This is a genomic window from Streptomyces sp. MMG1121 (assembly GCF_001280015.1).
In the GTDB taxonomy this organism is placed as follows: domain Bacteria; phylum Actinomycetota; class Actinomycetes; order Streptomycetales; family Streptomycetaceae; genus Streptomyces.
Genome location: NZ_LGDV01000074.1, coordinates 40091 through 56520, shown reverse-complemented (window position 1 = coordinate 56520; position 16430 = coordinate 40091). Strand labels below are relative to the sequence as shown.

Sequence of the window (16430 nt, the reverse complement as noted above, 5' to 3'; positions counted from 1 at the left end):
GCTCGACTTCCGCTCAACGCTGCCTGTTGCGACGCCTGGCCCGCCGGTCGGCCAGCCAGGCGTGCGCGCCCGTGGGCGGGTTGAGCGAGCGGTATCCCTCCCGCACCCGCCGCCAGGCCGTCTCGCGGACCTCGGTGCCACTGCCCCCCGCGAGGGCGGACATGAAGGCGTCGATGGCGTCCGCCGCCCATGCGGAGTGCCCCGTGGCCACGTTGTCGATGGTGTTGTGGAGATCGACGAACCGTGTGCTGAAGCCGTGTTCGCGCAGCGCCAGCCGGGCCCGCCGGTAACTGCCGCCCACGCCCGACAGCTCCATGGCGAGGTTCAGCCCCAGCACCTCCGCCTGGAAGGTCTGCGGGAACCGGCCGACGGCGAGCCAGAACACGGGCAGTTCGAAGGAACGGTCCTGGAATCCCGGCCAGCGGGCGAACTCGGTCGAGCCGGTCGGCGGGAGGTCCACCCCCATCTCCGCGACCAGGTGCCGGTAGATGAGGGGGTGGTTGAGTTCCGTCCGGCCGTTGCCCAGCTCGTCCCAGTACGTCGAGAACAGGGAGTGGCCGATGTCCGAGGACGCCAGCTGGTAGTCCGTGAACCCCTGCAGCCAGGCGCCGTCGATCATCGTCAGCGGGGCGAGCTGCAGCGTGGACTCGACCAGCTGCTCCCGGGACGGCAGCCCGGCGTCGGAGCCGCGCTCGAACTCGGCGGCGTGCCGGTCGTGCTGCTGGGACAGCCAGGGCCGCAGCCCGTCGGCCGGCCAGCTGTCGGGCAGGGGCATGTCGGGCCCGGACATCCGCACCCGCGCCCGGCCCAGCCACCCGTGCACGTACTCCAGGGCGTAGCGGCGCACCGCCGCGGACTGGCCGCGCCGCTGGAGCAGGACGTAGGCCTCGCGCAGGTCCGCGGGGGCCCGGTCGTCGGACGGGGCGTCCTCGCGCGCCGGACCGGGGGAGGGCCACGGGTCCCCGGCCGGCCCGGAAGCCGGCGGCTCGGCCGTGTCCGCCGCCGCCCGCCGCGCGGGCCCGTCCTGCTCGTCGCCGTCCTGGCTGCCGCCTCCTCCCGGCCCGTCGAGCGAGGCGATCCAACGCCGCAGTACGTCCAGGTCGTCCTCGGCGAAGACACGGAACATCGCGCCCCGCTCACCGACCAGCCCGTTCACGAGAGGGCTGCGCTCCGGGCGGCCGGGGCGCACCAGCGTGCTGGCGGCGAGTGCCGTGAGCAAGGGGTACGGATCGTCACGGGCCTCGGCCAGCCAGTCGGCGAGCGGCCGCCCGCGCAGCTCGTACGCATGGTGGTAGACCGCTCCCTCACGGGCGCGCAGCCGCAGCAGGTCGGCCGCCTCCCGCCGGGGGTCGAGGACCCCGGCCAGCTCCGTGCGCAGGGCCGTGTGCCACTCCCGCAGCGCCGTCAGGGCCCAGTGGAAGCCCCGCAGCACCCCGTCCCGCACGTCGGGCGGCGCCCCTTGCGTCAGCGCGTCCGTCGCCGTCAGGGATCCCTCCAGTCCCCCCGCGGGACCCCGCGGCCGGGCCGCGCCGGGGTTCAGCGCGTCCCAGTCGACGCCCTCGCCCGCCAGTGTCCTCAGCGGGGTCAGCGCCGGCAGCAGCCCGACCTGGCGCAGACAGAGGTCGGCACCGAGGATCTCGGCACGGAAGTCCTCCGGCCGCCTGCTCATGGCGAGCAGCAGCGCGGGCAGCACGAAGGCGTCCTGCGCAATCCTCGTGTCCAGTACGGTCCGGGCGGCCGGCACCGCGTGCTCCGCCGCGTGCAGGCCCTGCAGCAGGGCCAGGAAGGCGTGCCCCCGCGAGCTGCGCGGGTGGCCGACACCGACGTCCGAGGCGTACAGGGTCAGTGCGGCGAGGGCACCGGGATCGTCCGACTCCGCCATGCTGCTCAGCCACTGCAGCCACGCACCGGACAGCAGGCCGAGCGGTGCGCAGCCGAGTGCCAGCCGCTGCGCCGCCCTGGCCCGGACGGCGTCCTGCCGGGCCCCGTCGGCCAGCCGCTGGAAGGCCTCCGCCTCGTCGGCGGACCACTGCGCGGCCTCCCGCAGCGACGCCGCCAGGTCCGGGGAGCACTCCCCGGACCGCGCCGGCCCGGCGATCAGCTCCCGCAGGCGGGCCACCGGCACCCGGTCGGCCCGCGGACTCTCCGGATCGCAGAACGCGGCGTACCACGTCCTGGCCCAGGACACGGATGGTGCGCCGTCGCGGTCTTCCGCCGCCGGCGCGCGCAGGACTGTCGAAGACATCGCTGCCGTTCCCTCCCTGCGGTCTAGAACATCGGGTAGATCGAGGCGTCGTTCTTCCGCTTTCCGCGGCGGCGCCGGAAAACGGTGTCGAGTATTTTGCGAAGGAAGCTCATGGAATCTCTCCTGACGTGTCACCGAAGGGAAAGCCGGTCGGCGAGCAGACCGGCGACGATGTCGTGTCCTTGATCGGTGAAATGGATACGGTCGACGAATATCCAGTCCTCGTCGCCGATTGCCTCGCCGAGCACCGGATTCATGTCGAGGAAGGGCACTCCGAGTTTTTCGCAGCCGCCGCTCAACAGGTCGGCGTAACGCCGCCCCGCCTCGATCGTGCAGATATCGCCGTACGCCTCGCCGAAATTGGCGATGCCGTCCAGCTCCTCGAAGAGCAGCTGCTCCTGACCGGCCGGCCGCTCGCGCACCCACGGTGCGAGCGGCTGCAGGACGAAGGTGAGCCGGGCGCCGAGCCCCTCGGCGAGCAGCCGCCAGGTGTCGAGGTGGCGCAGGGTCAGCTCGACCGCCGAGGACAGCTGCCCGTCGAGGTCGGGTACGGCGTCGTCCGCGCTCGGGCGCTCGGGTGCCCGGCGGGCGGCCCAGCGGGACTGCCCGGCCGCCCGGCGCTGCCGGGTGCGCAGCTCGTGTACCTGCTCGAAGTACTCGTGGCCGTTGAAGAAGGCGCCGCTGTCCTGCTGCATCCAGCGGGGCAGCCGGGCGAGGCCGAGGTTGTTGAACCCGGTGAACAGGACGATCTCCTCGATCCGCGGCACCAGATGGCGGTACAGCGTGAACAGGAGCAGTTCCTGGGCGGAGTTGAAGCTGCGGCCGCCGAAGTTCAGCCAGGGACGGCCGGGCGCGTGCGTGGCCCACAGCCGGGAGGCGAGCGTGGCGGAGTCGCTGGACGCGCCGATCCCGAACACGGTGGAGCTGCCCGCGATCAGCCGCACGGGCCCTTCGGGCACCCGTCCGCCGGCGGAGGCCTGTTCCCCCCGCGCCTCGGCGACACGGAAGCCGACCGGGTCGGTGTTCACCACCTCGGAGCGGTGTCCGGCCGGGTGGAAGTACATCAGGTAGGGCAGCCAGCGGATGTCACCGCGGTCGTCGAACTTCTCCGCGTACTGGAGCATCTGGGGTGTCAGTCGGGCACGATGAGAGGCCATATGGAGAAATCCCCCTGTATGTCGTCGATCCGTCAGGGCGTGGTGCAGCGCCGTGGGTGGTCACGGTGGCCGGTGCGTCGGGAGGGTGGGGTGGTGAGGCGGTCAGACGGTTTCGGCGTGCAGGTCCGCGGCCTCACCCAAGGAAGGTGCGGTCTGTGGCGTGTGCCGGGACCGGGTCGACTCCGCCCACCGCACGACCGCCGGGGCGAGGAGACCGGCGACGAGGAACACGGCGCCCATCACATGCCAGCCCGGTTTGCCCCAGCCGATGCACAGCCAGGTCAGCAGGGCCGGGCCGAAGGACTCGGCGAGCCCCATCCCGACGCCGAAGACGCCCAGGTACTGGCCGATGGCGTACGGCGGTGCGAGCGTGTTCGAGACCTCGAAGCCCCCGGCGGCCTGCCACAGTTCGCCCAGGCTGTGCACGACGACGGCGAGGCCGAGCAGGGCCACCGCGGCCCACGTCGGTGACCCCGCGGACCACGCGATGCCGGCACAGGCCAGGCAGAAGGCCCACCCCGAGCGGCGCAGCGCCACGGCCGCGCGCCGGGGAGTGTCGATTCTGCGGCCGACCGCGACCTGGAGGAAGACGATGATCGCGGTGTTCGCCACGACCGCCGCGGAGACCATCCAGCGCGGTGCGGAGGTCGCGCTCACCACCCACAGCGGAAGGGCCACGGTGAGCACGCGGTACTGGATCGACAGGACGCCGTCCAGCAGCGACAGGGCGAGATACGGGCGGTCGCGCAAGGCCGTCCAGCGGCCGGCCCGGGCCGGTGCGCGCACGGGGGTGATACGGGGCAGCCGGCAGGCGAGCAGGAGTGCCACGACGAAGCAGGCACTGTCCAGCAGCACGAGGAGGTGGTAGCCCCGGGCGGTGTCCGTCTGGGCGGCCCAGCCGGCGATCATCGCGCCGACCGCGATGCCCACGTTGGTGACCGACCTGATGTAGGCGCGCAGTTCCTGCGGACGTGCGTCCGCGAGGGCGTTGATGATGGGGCCACGGGCTACGAGGAGCGTGGCCTGTGCCGTCGTCGCGAGGACGACGACGAGCAGGGCCGACCAGTAGACGTGGGCCAGCAGGAACGCCGCCGTGGCGGCCGCGCTCAGCAGCAGGCTGGCCAGCAGAACGACCCGCGGGCCACAGCGGTCGGCGAGGTGGCCGGCCAGCACCCCGAGGACCAGGGACACGAATCCGGCGATGCTGAAGGCGATCCCGATCTGCAGGGTCGGCAGTCCGACCGCCCGGGTGAAATAGAGGACTCCGGCGGTGAGGAATATCCCCTTCCCCGTCGAACTGGCCAGCGTGACCAAGGTTAATGCCCGCTGCGCCGTTGAGTCCGGCAGTATCGCAGGACGAACGCGCACCTTACTACCCCCGTAAGTGACGGGGCACAGCAAGAGCATGTGCGAGCACCCCGTGAAGAAAACGCCAGTATTACCTGCCCCGGCCCGGCAGAACCGACGCCGAGGCTAGTGACGCGTCGTCGGCTCCGCAACAGGGGTCTCGTCACCTGAGACGGTGCGCGGCACAGGCCACAAGAAAACCAAGAGGCCGGCAGGCGATGTTCGCCTGCCGGCCTGTGGCCGTTCCGGAATTCCTCGGCTCAGGGGCCGTCGTTCCGGGAATTCATCCGGTTCAGGAGCCGTACTCCCACGAGTTCATGTAGGTGTTCTGGTCCTCGGTGATCGAGTCGATCGACACGCCCATGCTGTCCAGCTTCAGCCGGGCGACGGTCTTGTCGATCTCGGTCGGCACCTCGTGCACCACGGGCTCCAGCGAGGCCTGGTTCGCCGTCAGCCACTCCGCCGTCAGCGCCTGGTCCGCGAAGGACATGTCCATCACCGAGGCCGGGTGGCCCTCGGCCGCGCCGAGGTTGACCAGTCGGCCCTCGGCGACCAGCAGCAGCCTGCGGCCGTCGGCCATCACGTACTCGTCCGTCTGGTGGCGGATGCGGGAACGCTTCTCCACCGACATGGCCTCCAGTCCCGCGACGTCCACCTCGACGTCGAAGTGCCCGGCGTTGGACAGGATGGCGCCGTCCTTCATCACCTCGAAGTGCTCCTTGCGCAGCACCCCGCGGTTGCTGGTGACCGTGACGAACACGTCGCCGACGCGGGCCGCCTCCGCCATCGGCAGCACCCGGTAGCCCTGCATCAGCGCGTCGAGCGCCTTGGTGGGGTCGACCTCGGTCACGACGACCGAGGCACCCAGCCCGGCTGCCCGCTGCGCGACGCCCTGGCCGCAGTAGCCGAAGCCGGCCACGACGACCGTCTGCCCGGCGAAGAGCACGTTGGTGGCACGCATGATCGCGTCGAGCGACGACTGCCCCGTGCCGTACCGGTTGTCGAACATGTGCTTGGTGTCGGTGTCGTTGACCGCGACCATCGGGAACTTCAGGGCACCCGAATCGGCCATCTGACGCAGCCGCACGACACCGGTCGTGGTCTCCTCGCAGCCGCCCTTGATGGTCTCCAGCAGCTCGGTGCGCGTGGTGTGCACGGTGTTCACCAGGTCGCAGCCGTCGTCGAAGACGAAGTCGGGGTTGATGTCCAGCGCGGAGTTGATGTGCCGGTAGTACGTGTCGCGGTCGACACCGTTGATCGCGAAGACGGAGATACCGTATTCGGCCACGAGCGCGGCGACCGTGTCGTCCTGCGTGGAGAGCGGGTTGCTGGCGCATGCGGCGATCTCGGCGCCCCCGGCCCGCAGCGTGCGCAGCAGTACGGCCGTCTCCGTGGTCATGTGCATACACGCCGCGAACCGGATGCCTTCGAAGGGCTGTTCCTTCGCGAAACGCTCCCTGACCTGGCGCAGCACCGGCATGTTGCGCTCTGCCCACTCGATCCTGCGCACGCCCTGCGCGCTCAGGCCCTTGTCCTTGACATCGTGCTTCGGGAGTTCAGACATGGCTGAAGACTAGCCTCGCTCTCGGATAGGCATGGTGGTTTCTCGGCCACCCCCTCGCACGGCACAGCAGGCAGGCCGTGGTGGGTAATTGACGATGTGTCAGTTGATCGCTTCCGCACCGGACTTCTGTCCGGGCAGCGCGACGGCGATCAGCGCCGTGGTGACCAGGGCGACGACGGTGCCGACGGTGAAGGCCGTCTGGAACCCGGCGGCCTGGTGTGCCGGGGTGGGCGCCCCGAGCGACTGGGTGCGCTGGGTCGCCAGGCTCACCAGGATCGCGACGAAGGCCGCCGTGCCGACCTGCTGGAAGGTGTTGAGCAGTCCGCCCGCGATGCCCTGGAGCTGCTCCGGAACCCCCGCGGTCGCCGCCATCGTGGCGGTGGCGAAGAAAGCGGCGAATCCGAACCCCATCAGGATCGTGCCCGGCAGCACGCCGGCGGCGTAACCGCTGTCCGCCGTGATCCGGGACAGCAGGAACACGCCCACGGTCACCAGGGCACCACCGGTGACGCAGACGATCTTTGGCCGGAACTTCCCGGCGGCGATGGCCGCCGCGGGCCCCGCCACGGCGACGGAGAGCCCGAGCGGCAGGAACGCGAAACCGGTGCCGAGGGCCGAGCGGCCCTGGACCTGCTGGAGGAAGAGCGAGAGCTGCAGCGCGGTGGTTCCCATGACGCCCGGGATCAGGAAGCTGGCGACGTTCGCGACGCTCAGGGTGCGGTTGCGGAAGATGCCGAGCGGCACGAGCGGAGCGGCCGCCCGGGACTCCACCACCACGAAGACCACGAGCAGGACGACGCCGGCGGCGATGGTGACCGCCGCCCGGGTGCCGTTGTCCTGGACCTGGCTCAGACCGTAGATCAGGGCCACGAACCCCGCGGCCGACAGCAGCACACCCGGCAGGTCGTAGGTGCGCGGGCCCGTCGTGCTCCGGGTGGCGGGCAGTACCCGGAAGGAGGCCAGGACGGCGAGGGCCGTCAGGGGCACGTTGACGAAGAACACGGCGCGCCAGCCCGCGAGTTGGGTCAGGATGCCGCCGAGCAGCACACCGATGGCGAAGCCGCTGGCGGTGGCGGCGCTGAACCAGCCCAGCGCCCGGTTGCGCTGGGTCTCGTCGGTGAAGCCGGTGGTGATCAGGGAGAGGGCGGCCGGGGCGATCAGCGAGGCGCCGACGCCCTGTACCGCGCGCATGGCGATGAGCAGGCCGGGAACCGTGGCGAGGCCGGCGACCAGGGAGGCCGCTCCGAACGCCGTCACGCCCACGACGAGCATCAGGCGCCGGCCGATCAGGTCCGACAGCCGGCCGCCGAGCAGCAGCAGACTGCCGAAGCCGAGGGCGTAGGCGCTGACCACCCACTGGGTGCCGTGTTCGCCGAGTCCGACGGAGGACTCCATGCTGGGCAGCGCGACGTTAACGATCGAGAAGTCCAGGAGCAGCATCAACTGCACCCCGCAGAGAAGCACGAGCGCGCCGGGCCGGTTTCGGTTCGCCGTGGACTGGCCTCCTGTGCTCTCCCGATCGAGTGCTCCGGCTTCTGACATAAGCGGGACACAGCCTTTCATTTGATGACTGGACAGGGGCTGAGCTCGGTGAGCCTAGCCGAATGCCCCACTCCGGAAACCGGACGACGATGTATGAGGCATGTGCTTTCGGTCAGTCTGCGCCGGGCCTCGGGCTTGGGGTGTGGGCCGACGGCCGGAAGCGACCCATCGGATTTCAGCCACCGTGGTCGATGCGTCTCGGATAGTGGACGAAGAGATGCCTTGCTCAAGCGTTGTGTCGAGCGATACGTTCAGGGCACTGAAAGGAGGATCCACTGTGTCGTCTAAAGAATTGACTCGATGTAGCAGGAGCTCCTGCGCGATACGCGTCGGTGTGATAGCGATAGTTCCATCCCGTGCTCGCCGGCCATACTCGGCCGCCCCCGCCTCCCTCCCGTGCCATACCCGTCACCTCACGGCCACCCCACCGTCAACTCCAGCTGAACGGCTGGTTCCACGGTCCGGTAGGCGAGGGCGGGAATGGGCGGGAGGCGTCGCGTGAAACTCGCGCTGCGCCAACTTTCTCACGATTACGTCGTTTCCCGGTCGCTCGACAAGAACCCGAGCTGGAATGCCGGTCTCCACCTCGACAAAGTGGTGTGCCGCTCCATAAGCAACTGGTACGATCAGGCGCCGCTCAGCACGGGGACCGAGCAGGAAGCCCTTCAGTATCGAATCCTGAAGGAAGACACCCTCGAGCAGTTCGAGCTGTTACGTAAAAACGGCGTCAGCATTGAACCGTGGCTGGCCGACGGACAGCCGTACACTTCTTCTGCCGCACTGTCCGATCAATTGCACGGCGAGCAGAAACTCTATGTGTATTTGACGGCCAATGGGCATGGAGAGGGCGCCGCCACCGAGGACGCCCAGCGTCCCGCCGATCACCCCATGCTGGAACCCTCGCCCGTCACTTCGCGAGGCGTGCGGTTCCTTTTCAACGACCTTTTCCGTGCGGTGCATGACGCTTTTGGTCACGCGGCACGGGGGAATCGTTTCACCGCACGCGGTGAGTTCATGGCCGCCTGGGACCACATGAAGATGTACCCCCCGGCCTGCCACCCCGTGCTGCTGTCGGAGACCGTCGGCCAGATCTGCTGGTTCTACTTCGGCCCTCATGTGCGCCGGCCGGACGGCTCCGTGCCCGTCCCCGCCGACTCCGACTACGTGCCGCCGGCGCGGCGGCCGTACTCCCCGCAGAAGACCGTCCCGATGCCGGACGAGCTGCTGTCAGCCTTCCGTTCTCTCTTCAAGCAGGTGAGCTGATGATCTCCGATGTCCGGGACCACTTCCCGATCCTGACCCAGCAGGTGGACGGCCACCCCCTGGCCTACCTCGACAACGCGGCCACCACGCAGAAGCCGCGTCAGGTGCTCGACGCGATCGTGCGCTACTACTCGGAGTCGAACGCCAACGTCGGGCGCAGCGTGCACGCGATGAGCATGCGGGCGACGGACGCCTACGAGGCCGCGCGGGAGACCGTCCGCGGCTTCGTGGGCGCGGCCGAGAAGGACGAGATCGTGTTCACCAAGGGCACCACCGAGTCGGTGAACCTGGTGGCCGAGGGCTTCGTCGCCGGACTGGTCCAGGCCGGTGACGAGATCGTCGTCAGCGGTATGGAGCACCACTCCAACCTGCTTCCGTGGCACCGGGTGTGCCAGCGCACGGGCGCGGTGCTGCGCGTGGTCCCCACCGACGCCCACGGCGAGATCACCGCGGAGGCGTTCGCCGAACAGCTCGGCCCGCGCACCCGGTTCGCCGCGGTGGCGCACGTGTCCAATGTGCAGGGAACGGTCAACCCGATCGCGGAGATCTCCGCGGTGACCCGGGAGCGCGGCATTCCGCTGCTGGTCGACGGCGCCCAGGCGGTCGCGCACCGCGCGGTCGACGTGCAGGCGCTCGGCGCGGACTTCTACTGCTTCTCCGGACACAAGATGTACGCGCCCATGGGCATCGGCGTCCTCTACGGCCGGGCGGAGCTGCTGGAGCGCACGAATCCGCTGCTGGTCGGCGGAGGCATGGTCAGGCACGTCACCGCCGACGGGCCGCAGACCGTCTTCAAGCCGCCGGCCCTGTTCGAGGGCGGCACGCCGAACATCGCCGGGGCGGTCGGGCTCGCGGCCGCGGTCGAGTACCTGACCGGCATCGGCATGGACCAGGTCACCGCGCACGACGCGGAGCTGACCGCGCGCGCCGCCGCGGGACTGCGCGCACTGGACGGGGTCAGGCTGTTCGGCGCCCAGCAGCCCTCCGGCGGCCTGGTCTCCTTCGCCGTCGACGGCCTGCACCCCTACGACGTGGGCAACCACCTCAGCGCCGGCGGGATCATGACCCGTACCGGAGTGCACTGCGCCATGCCGTTCGTCGACTCCCTCGGAGTGATCGGCACGGTGCGCGCCTCGTTCGCGGTCTACAACACGCCCGCGGAGGTGGACCGGTTCGTCGCGACCGTGGCCACCGCCGAGAAGGGTTTCTGGACGAACGAGCACCCCAACGAGCGCTTCCTCAGCATGTGATCCGCCCGGCTCTGTGAAAGGACGGTCCGACCCTTGCCGGACAACGAAAACAACGCGGCAGCCGCGTTCAAGGCACAGCAGGAACGCAACTGGCATGAGCTGAGCGCGGGCTGGGACAAGTGGTACGAGCTGTTCGAGCGGGGCGCCGAGCCGGTCACCCGGACCCTCCTGGAGGGGGCCGGGCTGAGCGCGGGCAGCTCCGTCCTGGACATCGGCAGCGGGACCGGCCAGCCGGCCCTCGCCCTCGCCGCCCGGGTGCCCGAGGGCCGGGTGCTCGGCGTGGACCAGGCCGAGGGCATGCTGGCCGTGGCCCGGCGCCGGGCCGCCGAACTGAAGCTGGACAACGTGGAGTTCCTCCGGCAGGACGCCGAGGAGCTGGACGTTCCGGCGGGCGCCTACGACGCGGTGGTCAGCCGCTGGGGCCTGATGTTCCTGCCGGACGTCGACCGGGTGCTGCACACCGCCTTCGGCGGGCTGAAGCCGGGCGGCACCTGCACCGCGTCCGTGTGGGGCACGGCACCCCAAGTGCCCATGCTCAGCCTGGCGTTCGGCATCGTGGCGGCCCGGCTCGCCCTGCCGGCCCCGCCGCCCGGCGCCCCGGGGCCGTTCAGCATGGCCGATCCCGAGGCGCTGTCCGCACGGTTCACCAAGGCCGGCTTCCAGGACGTCACCGTCGAGGAACACCGGATCGTCTTCACCCCGGACAGCGTCGAGGAGTTCGTGGAGTTCTCCTGGGACCTGCTGCCCGGCTGGCTGCGGGGCAAGCTTGCGGAGACCTTCGGCGACGAGCGCGACGAGCGGACCGTACAGGCCGTCGCCACGGCGGCCAGGGAATTCGAGACGGAACTCTCCGGCCTCGCGGTGCCCTGCGTGGCTCACTGCGTACGGGCCGTCAAGCCCAGCTGAGCCCGACCGCCCGAGCCGAAAGAGAGTCCCGATGGAATTCGACACCAAGCTCGTCCAGATCGGCCAGGAAGCCCACCCCGGCACCGGCGACATCGTTCCGCCCATCCACCTGGCCTCCACCTACGAACAGCGGGCCCAGACGGACCTGCGCTACTTCTACGGCCGGGGCGAGAACCCGACCCGGGAGAACCTGGAGCGCTGTCTGGCCTCCCTGGAGGACGCCGCGTACGCGCTGGCGTTCTCCTCGGGCCAGGCCGCCGGCACGACCGCGCTCAGCCTGCTGTCGCCGGGCCAGAAACTGATCTCCTCCGACGACGTGTACGGCGGCACCTTCTCGCTCTTCGACCTGCTGCCCCGCTACGGCATCACGGTGGAGTACGTCGACCTCACCGACCTCGACGCCCTCGACGCGGCCCTGACCGACGACACCGGGCTGATATGGATCGAGACCCCCACCAACCCGCTGCTGAAGGTCGCCGACGTGAGCGCCATCAGCGAGCGGGCCCACGCCCGCGGCGTGCCCGTGCTGGTGGACAACACCTTCGCCAGCCCCGTCGTACAGCGCCCGCTGGCCCTCGGCGCCGACATCTCGCTCTACAGCACCACCAAGTTCATCTCCGGTCACTCGGACGTCATCGGCGGTGCGCTGGTCTACAACAGCGAGGAGTTCCAGAAGGACTTCTTCCGCTACCGGACCGCGGCCGGAAACGTACCGGGCGCGCTCGACTGCTACCTCCTGCACCGCGGCGTGAAGACGATGTCGCTCCGGGTCGGGCGGCAGAACGAGTCCGCCGGGCGCCTCGTGGAACTGCTGCGGCAGTCGCCCAAGGTCGGCGCCCTGCACTACCCGGGACTCGCCGACCATCCGCAGCACGAGATCGCCGCACGGCAGATGGACGGCTTCGGCTCGATCATCACCTTCGACTACCTGGGCGACGCGCAGAAGCTGCTGGAGAAGGTCGAGCGGTTCGCCGTGGCGGTCAGCCTCGGCGGCGTACGGTCGCTGATCGAGTGCCCGGCGCTGATGACCCACCGCCCCATTCCCGCCGAGACCCGAAGGCGGCTGGGCATCGGGGACAACCTGATCAGGCTGGCCGTCGGCATCGAGGACGTCCGCGACCTCGCCGCGGACCTGGAACGGGCCCTGTGACCCGGCGAGCCCGGGAGGCACGGTGAACCCGGCGCCGGGGCTGCCGTCGGCCGTCCCCGGCGCGCCCGTCCTCGTCGACGGCGCCAAGGGGACGGAACTGCAGCGCCTCGGCGTCAGCGTCACCGAACCGTGGTGGACGACCGCCGCCCTGCTGGACATGGCGGGGCAGCGGCAACTGGCCGCGATCCACCGGGAGTACACCACCGCCGGTGCCGACCTGGCGACCGCGATCACCTTCCGGACCAACCGGCGCACCCTGCTGCGCGCCGGGGCGGACGAGCACGCGGCCGAGGTCCTGGTGCGCCGGGCCGTGGCCCTGGCACGGGGCTCGGCCGGGCCGGACGACCAGGGGCGGCGGCCGGTGCTCGCCGCCTCGGTGATCCCGGTGGAGGACTGCTACCAGCCCTCCCTGGTGCCCCCGGACGAGGAACTGCGCCGGGAGCATGCCTGGCTGACCCGTCAACTGGCCTCCGAGGGAGTCCAGTTGGTGCTGGCGGAGACCCTGAACACCGTGCGCGAGGCCGTGGCGGTCGTCGACGCCTGTGCCGCCGACGGACTGGCCGTGTGGGTGAGCTTCGTCTGCGGCCCGGACGGCACCCTGCTGTCCGGTGAGTCCGTGACGGACGCGGCCCGCGCGGTCGCGGCCCGCGGTGCGTCCCTGGTCTGCGTCAACTGCACCACCGTGGAGGGCACCGACGAGGTGCTGCGCAGATGGTCGCACGACAGTCCGCTGCCGTTCGGGGCCTACCCGAACCTGGAGGACCGTTCGGAGATCGCGGACTGGACCCCGGTGGACCGGTACGTGCCCGTCCGGTACGGCCCCGAGGAGTTCGCCGACCTCATGGCCGAGCGGGCGAAGCGGTACGGGCTGTCCCTGGTGGGCGGCTGCTGCGGCAGCACACCCGCCCACGTCGCGGCGCTGCGCGAGCGGATACCCGGCTAGCCGGGCCGCCCGCCCGTACGACGACGCCGGCGCGCCCCGGAGCTGTCCGGGGCGCGCCGGCGCGTCCGCGTCCTGACGCCGTTCAGGGGGCCGGCCGGACCGTCGGTGCCGGCAGGGCCGCGCAGATCTCGGACAGAAGCCGCGCCACCCCCTCCCGCTCGTTGTCCGGCAGGACGAGGTCGGCGGCCGCCAGTACCTCGGGATGGGCGTTCGACACGGCCGCGGCCAGTCCCGCGGCCCGCAGCATCGGCAGGTCGTTGGGCATGTCGCCCACCGCGGCGGTGGCCGCGAGCGGTACCCCGTAGTGGCCGGCCAGACGGTGCAGCGAGGTGCCCTTGTCCACGCCCCGCGGCGAGATCTCCAGGAAGTACGGCGTCGAGCGGGTGGCCTCCACCTCGTCACCGGGCCGTACGAGCGCCTCGTCCAGCCGCGCGGCAGGCAGCGAGGGGTGCACGGCCAGCACCTTGACCGGCGGGTCGTCCGGCCGCACCGCCGACGCGGCGTCCGGCACCGCCTCGTGGGGCCAGCAGTCGGGGACCAGTTCGGCGAAACCCGGCTCCAGATACAGGCCCCGCACACAGTCCACGCCGAGCACCACACCGGGCACCCGCTCCCGCATACGCCGCAGCAGCCCCACCACCCCGTCGGCGCGGAAGCCGCGCCGGTCCAGCACCCGGCCGGTGGCCGCCTCGACGGTCACCGCCCCGTTGCTGCACACGACCAGTCCGCGGAACGCGTGGTCACGGGCCGCCCCGAGCGCGTCGCGCAGGGGCCTGCCCGTGACGTACGCCACGGGCAGGCCCTTGAGTTCCGCCTCCGCCAGGGCGGCACGGGTGGCCGGACCGACGGTCCCGGCCCGGTTCAGCAGGGTGCCGTCGAGATCGGTGCAGACCAGCCGCACCCCGTCGAGCGGACGGCTCACCGCGTCCACCCTCCGTCCCGGTCCGTCGCACCGCTCACCGGGACCCATACGCGCACCCGCAGCGGCTGGTCACCGGCGAGCAGCACCTCCACCCGGCCCTCGCGGACCAGCCGGGTCCGGTCGGGACGGCTGCTCAGCGGGATCCACACCCAGTCGCTGTCCGGGTCGAGCAGCCACTCGATCCCACCTCTTTTGACCGGTTCGTCGTCGTGGCCGCGCCGGGCCCGGGGCACCGCCCGCGCCACGACGTCGGGAACGTCCAGGAGGTCGACCGTGACCGGACGCGCACGGTCGTCGAGGGATATCCAGACGCGGGAGTGGAAGGTGACCGTGGCGCGCTGTGCGTGCGCGCCGGCGCCGTCCGCTCTGAGGGTCAGGATGCCGATGCCGGCATCCCAGTCGACGGACGGACAGGGCCCGTCGCCGGGCTCGCTCATGGGCTCCTCCCTCGTCGTCATACGGCCTGCAACCGGTCCAGGCCGGTGACGGGGGCCTGGTCGGGCAGCCTGGCCGGACGCAGCTCCACCTCGCCGACCACCGTGTCGCCCGGAGCCTGCAGCACCCACAGCACGGCCTTGGCCACCGAGGCGGTGGCCATCTTGAGCGGCGAGGTGTCGTCGGGCAGGTTCGCGATGGCGCCCGGGCTGACGAGGGTGGTGCACACGCCGTTGCGCCGCTCCTCCAGCAGCAGCACCTCGGCGACCGCCTTGAGCGCGGCCTTGGTCGCGCAGTAGGCGGCCCCTCCTTCGAAGAACCGCGTCCCGGCGTGACTGCCCATCAGGACGATCCGGCCGCCGCGGGCGCGCAGCGCGGGCAGGGCGGCCTGGACCAGCGCGATCACCGACGTGAGGTTGATGTCCACGGCCGCCCGCCAGTCCTCCAGCGGCAGCGTGGCCAGCTCGCCCAGGGCGCGTTCCACGCCGTTGGCGACGACGGCGTCGAGACCGCCGGCCAGTTCGGTCACCTGCCGGACGGCCGGCGCCACGTCCGCGGGGTGGCGCAGGTCGCAGTGGACGTTCTCGATCCAGGGCATCTCGGCCGGGGTCCGGCCGAGGTTCCACACCCGCCAGCCGGCCGCGTGCAACTCCTCGGCGACCGCCCGGCCGGTGCCCCGGTTCGCCCCGGTGACCAGTACGGTGCGTCCGACGCCGGTCACCGTCATGCCTTGATCCGCTCGACCAGGCCGGTCCAGACCGAGATGATCGTCGCCGGGTCGGCTCCCTGCCGGAACAGATCCTTGTCCAGCGGATTGCCGCTGTCGTCCCGCAGCCGCATGCAGTCCGGCGAGATCTCGGAGTTGATGACCGGCCGGCCCGCCTCGTCGGAGCCGATCACCAGACAGAAGTCCCACAGATCGAGCGGGTTCAGCCAGGAACGCAGCGAGGCGTTGCATTCCAGGGCCGTCTCGCGGAACGCCTCGACATCGACGCCCATCACCCGCAGATAGTCCTCGCCGATCGGCTGGTCCTCGGGGTCGGTCCGGTAGTCGAACTTCACCACGGGCGGGTCGAATCGGTGCCCCTCCTCGAAGAGCCCCGGATATTTCCGGATCGTTGAGCCGGTGGCTATGTTCTTCACGATCACTTCGAAGGGTGGAGCCGGTATGTAGGAGGCTCGGTACGATATGTCGCCGAGCCGCTCCAGGAAGACCGTTCGTACGCCCTTGTCGGCCAGTCGCGCGGACGCCCGTTCGTAGAAGTCGAGCCGGAGCCGAGCGGTTTCCGGAATCATCTCGTCCCGGTCGTAGGTGTAACTGCGGAGACTGGGAATGAGTTCGACGTCGCAGGTGCCGTCGCCGTTGAGCCACAGTCGCTTGCTGCGGCCCTCGATGTCGGGCTGCCGGTCGTTTTTCGCCATGACAATGTCCTTCCACACTCCGTGGCCCCGTGCACGGGGCCCGAACAGCCGAGACATGGGAAACGCGCAACGGGGGGGCGGTGCGGCATGAAAGCGCCCGGACCTGCGGGCGGTGAATGGCTCTGGCGCATGAGAAATCGAGTCGTGCCCCCCGTGCGACGTTCTCTATTGCGGCTTCAGTGCATGTGGTCTGCCGAATCCTTTCCTCATGGGTATCACGGGAAACATCAGATCCTCGTCAAGACCGCGGAAGATAGTGCCCCTTTGTTGGTCGATCGCCCCTT

14 protein-coding genes are annotated in these 16430 nt (G+C 70.7%); 5 read left to right on the top strand and 9 right to left on the bottom strand.

Going from position 1 to position 16430, the window contains the following annotated elements; translation table 11 throughout:
- Positions 1 to 13 precede the first annotated feature (13 nt).
- From ADK64_RS08265 to ADK64_RS08245, 5 genes are all read right to left on the bottom strand, one after another.
- Positions 14 to 2245 (bottom strand): iron-containing redox enzyme family protein, encoded by a 2232-nt coding sequence (locus ADK64_RS08265; protein WP_053656588.1) that lies wholly within the window; start codon positions 2243 to 2245, stop codon positions 14 to 16.
- Positions 2246 to 2376: 131 nt separating this feature from the next.
- Positions 2377 to 3402, bottom strand: a complete 1026-nt coding sequence (locus ADK64_RS08260; RefSeq protein WP_053656585.1) for an SGNH/GDSL hydrolase family protein — start codon at positions 3400 to 3402, stop codon at positions 2377 to 2379.
- 102 nt (positions 3403 to 3504) lie between these two features.
- Positions 3505 to 4716 (bottom strand): MFS transporter, encoded by a 1212-nt coding sequence (locus tag ADK64_RS08255; protein WP_234384498.1) that lies wholly within the window; start codon positions 4714 to 4716, stop codon positions 3505 to 3507.
- A gap of 325 nt (positions 4717 to 5041) precedes the next feature.
- A complete protein-coding gene (gene ahcY / locus ADK64_RS08250; protein WP_053656583.1) occupies positions 5042 to 6313 on the bottom strand; it encodes an adenosylhomocysteinase in 1272 nt (423 codons plus the stop codon).
- 99 nt (positions 6314 to 6412) lie between these two features.
- Positions 6413 to 7855 carry an MFS transporter gene (locus ADK64_RS08245; protein WP_324614376.1) on the bottom strand — a complete coding sequence of 481 codons (1443 nt, stop codon included), beginning with the start codon at positions 7853 to 7855 and terminating at the stop codon, positions 6413 to 6415.
- 498 nt (positions 7856 to 8353) lie between these two features.
- Here ADK64_RS08245 and ADK64_RS45815 point away from each other — a divergent pair, with 498 nt between their 5' ends.
- Genes ADK64_RS45815 through ADK64_RS08220 form a run of 5 tightly spaced genes read left to right on the top strand, consistent with a single transcriptional unit; the run spans position 8354 to position 13367 of the window.
- Positions 8354 to 9118, top strand: coding sequence for a hypothetical protein (locus tag ADK64_RS45815; protein ID WP_159046196.1), 765 nt, complete (start codon positions 8354 to 8356; stop codon positions 9116 to 9118).
- Positions 9118 to 10368, top strand: a complete 1251-nt coding sequence (locus ADK64_RS08235; protein ID WP_053656577.1) for an aminotransferase class V-fold PLP-dependent enzyme — start codon at positions 9118 to 9120, stop codon at positions 10366 to 10368. Before ADK64_RS45815 ends, ADK64_RS08235 begins: the two co-directional genes overlap by 1 nt.
- Before the next feature lie 33 nt (positions 10369 to 10401).
- Positions 10402 to 11274: a class I SAM-dependent methyltransferase gene (locus ADK64_RS08230; protein ID WP_053656575.1), complete on the top strand. Its 873-nt coding sequence runs from the start codon at positions 10402 to 10404 to the stop codon at positions 11272 to 11274.
- Between the two features lie 31 nt (positions 11275 to 11305).
- Positions 11306 to 12424: a trans-sulfuration enzyme family protein gene (locus ADK64_RS08225; protein ID WP_053656573.1), complete on the top strand. Its 1119-nt coding sequence runs from the start codon at positions 11306 to 11308 to the stop codon at positions 12422 to 12424.
- A gap of 22 nt (positions 12425 to 12446) precedes the next feature.
- The gene (locus tag ADK64_RS08220; RefSeq protein WP_199829533.1) at positions 12447 to 13367 is read left to right on the top strand and encodes a homocysteine S-methyltransferase family protein; all 921 of its coding nucleotides are present in this window, start codon (positions 12447 to 12449) and stop codon (positions 13365 to 13367) included.
- Positions 13368 to 13449: 82 nt separating this feature from the next.
- On the opposite strand, the gene ADK64_RS08215 is transcribed toward ADK64_RS08220, so the two are convergent.
- Genes ADK64_RS08215 through ADK64_RS08200 form a run of 4 tightly spaced genes read right to left on the bottom strand, consistent with a single transcriptional unit; the run spans position 13450 to position 16146 of the window.
- On the bottom strand, positions 13450 to 14289 hold the full coding sequence (locus ADK64_RS08215; protein WP_159046195.1) for an HAD hydrolase family protein: 840 nt from the start codon (positions 14287 to 14289) through the stop codon (positions 13450 to 13452).
- Complete coding sequence (locus ADK64_RS08210; RefSeq protein WP_053656569.1) at positions 14286 to 14726, bottom strand: hypothetical protein; 441 nt, start codon at positions 14724 to 14726, stop codon at positions 14286 to 14288. The genes ADK64_RS08215 and ADK64_RS08210 overlap by 4 nt, the downstream gene beginning before the upstream one ends.
- Before the next feature lie 17 nt (positions 14727 to 14743).
- Entirely contained in the window at positions 14744 to 15451 is a 708-nt protein-coding gene (locus ADK64_RS08205) for an SDR family NAD(P)-dependent oxidoreductase (RefSeq protein WP_053656567.1), read from the bottom strand.
- The gene (locus ADK64_RS08200) at positions 15448 to 16146 is read right to left on the bottom strand and encodes a phosphoribosylaminoimidazolesuccinocarboxamide synthase (protein WP_053656565.1); all 699 of its coding nucleotides are present in this window, start codon (positions 16144 to 16146) and stop codon (positions 15448 to 15450) included. Before ADK64_RS08200 ends, ADK64_RS08205 begins: the two co-directional genes overlap by 4 nt.
- Positions 16147 to 16430: the final 284 nt, after the last annotated feature.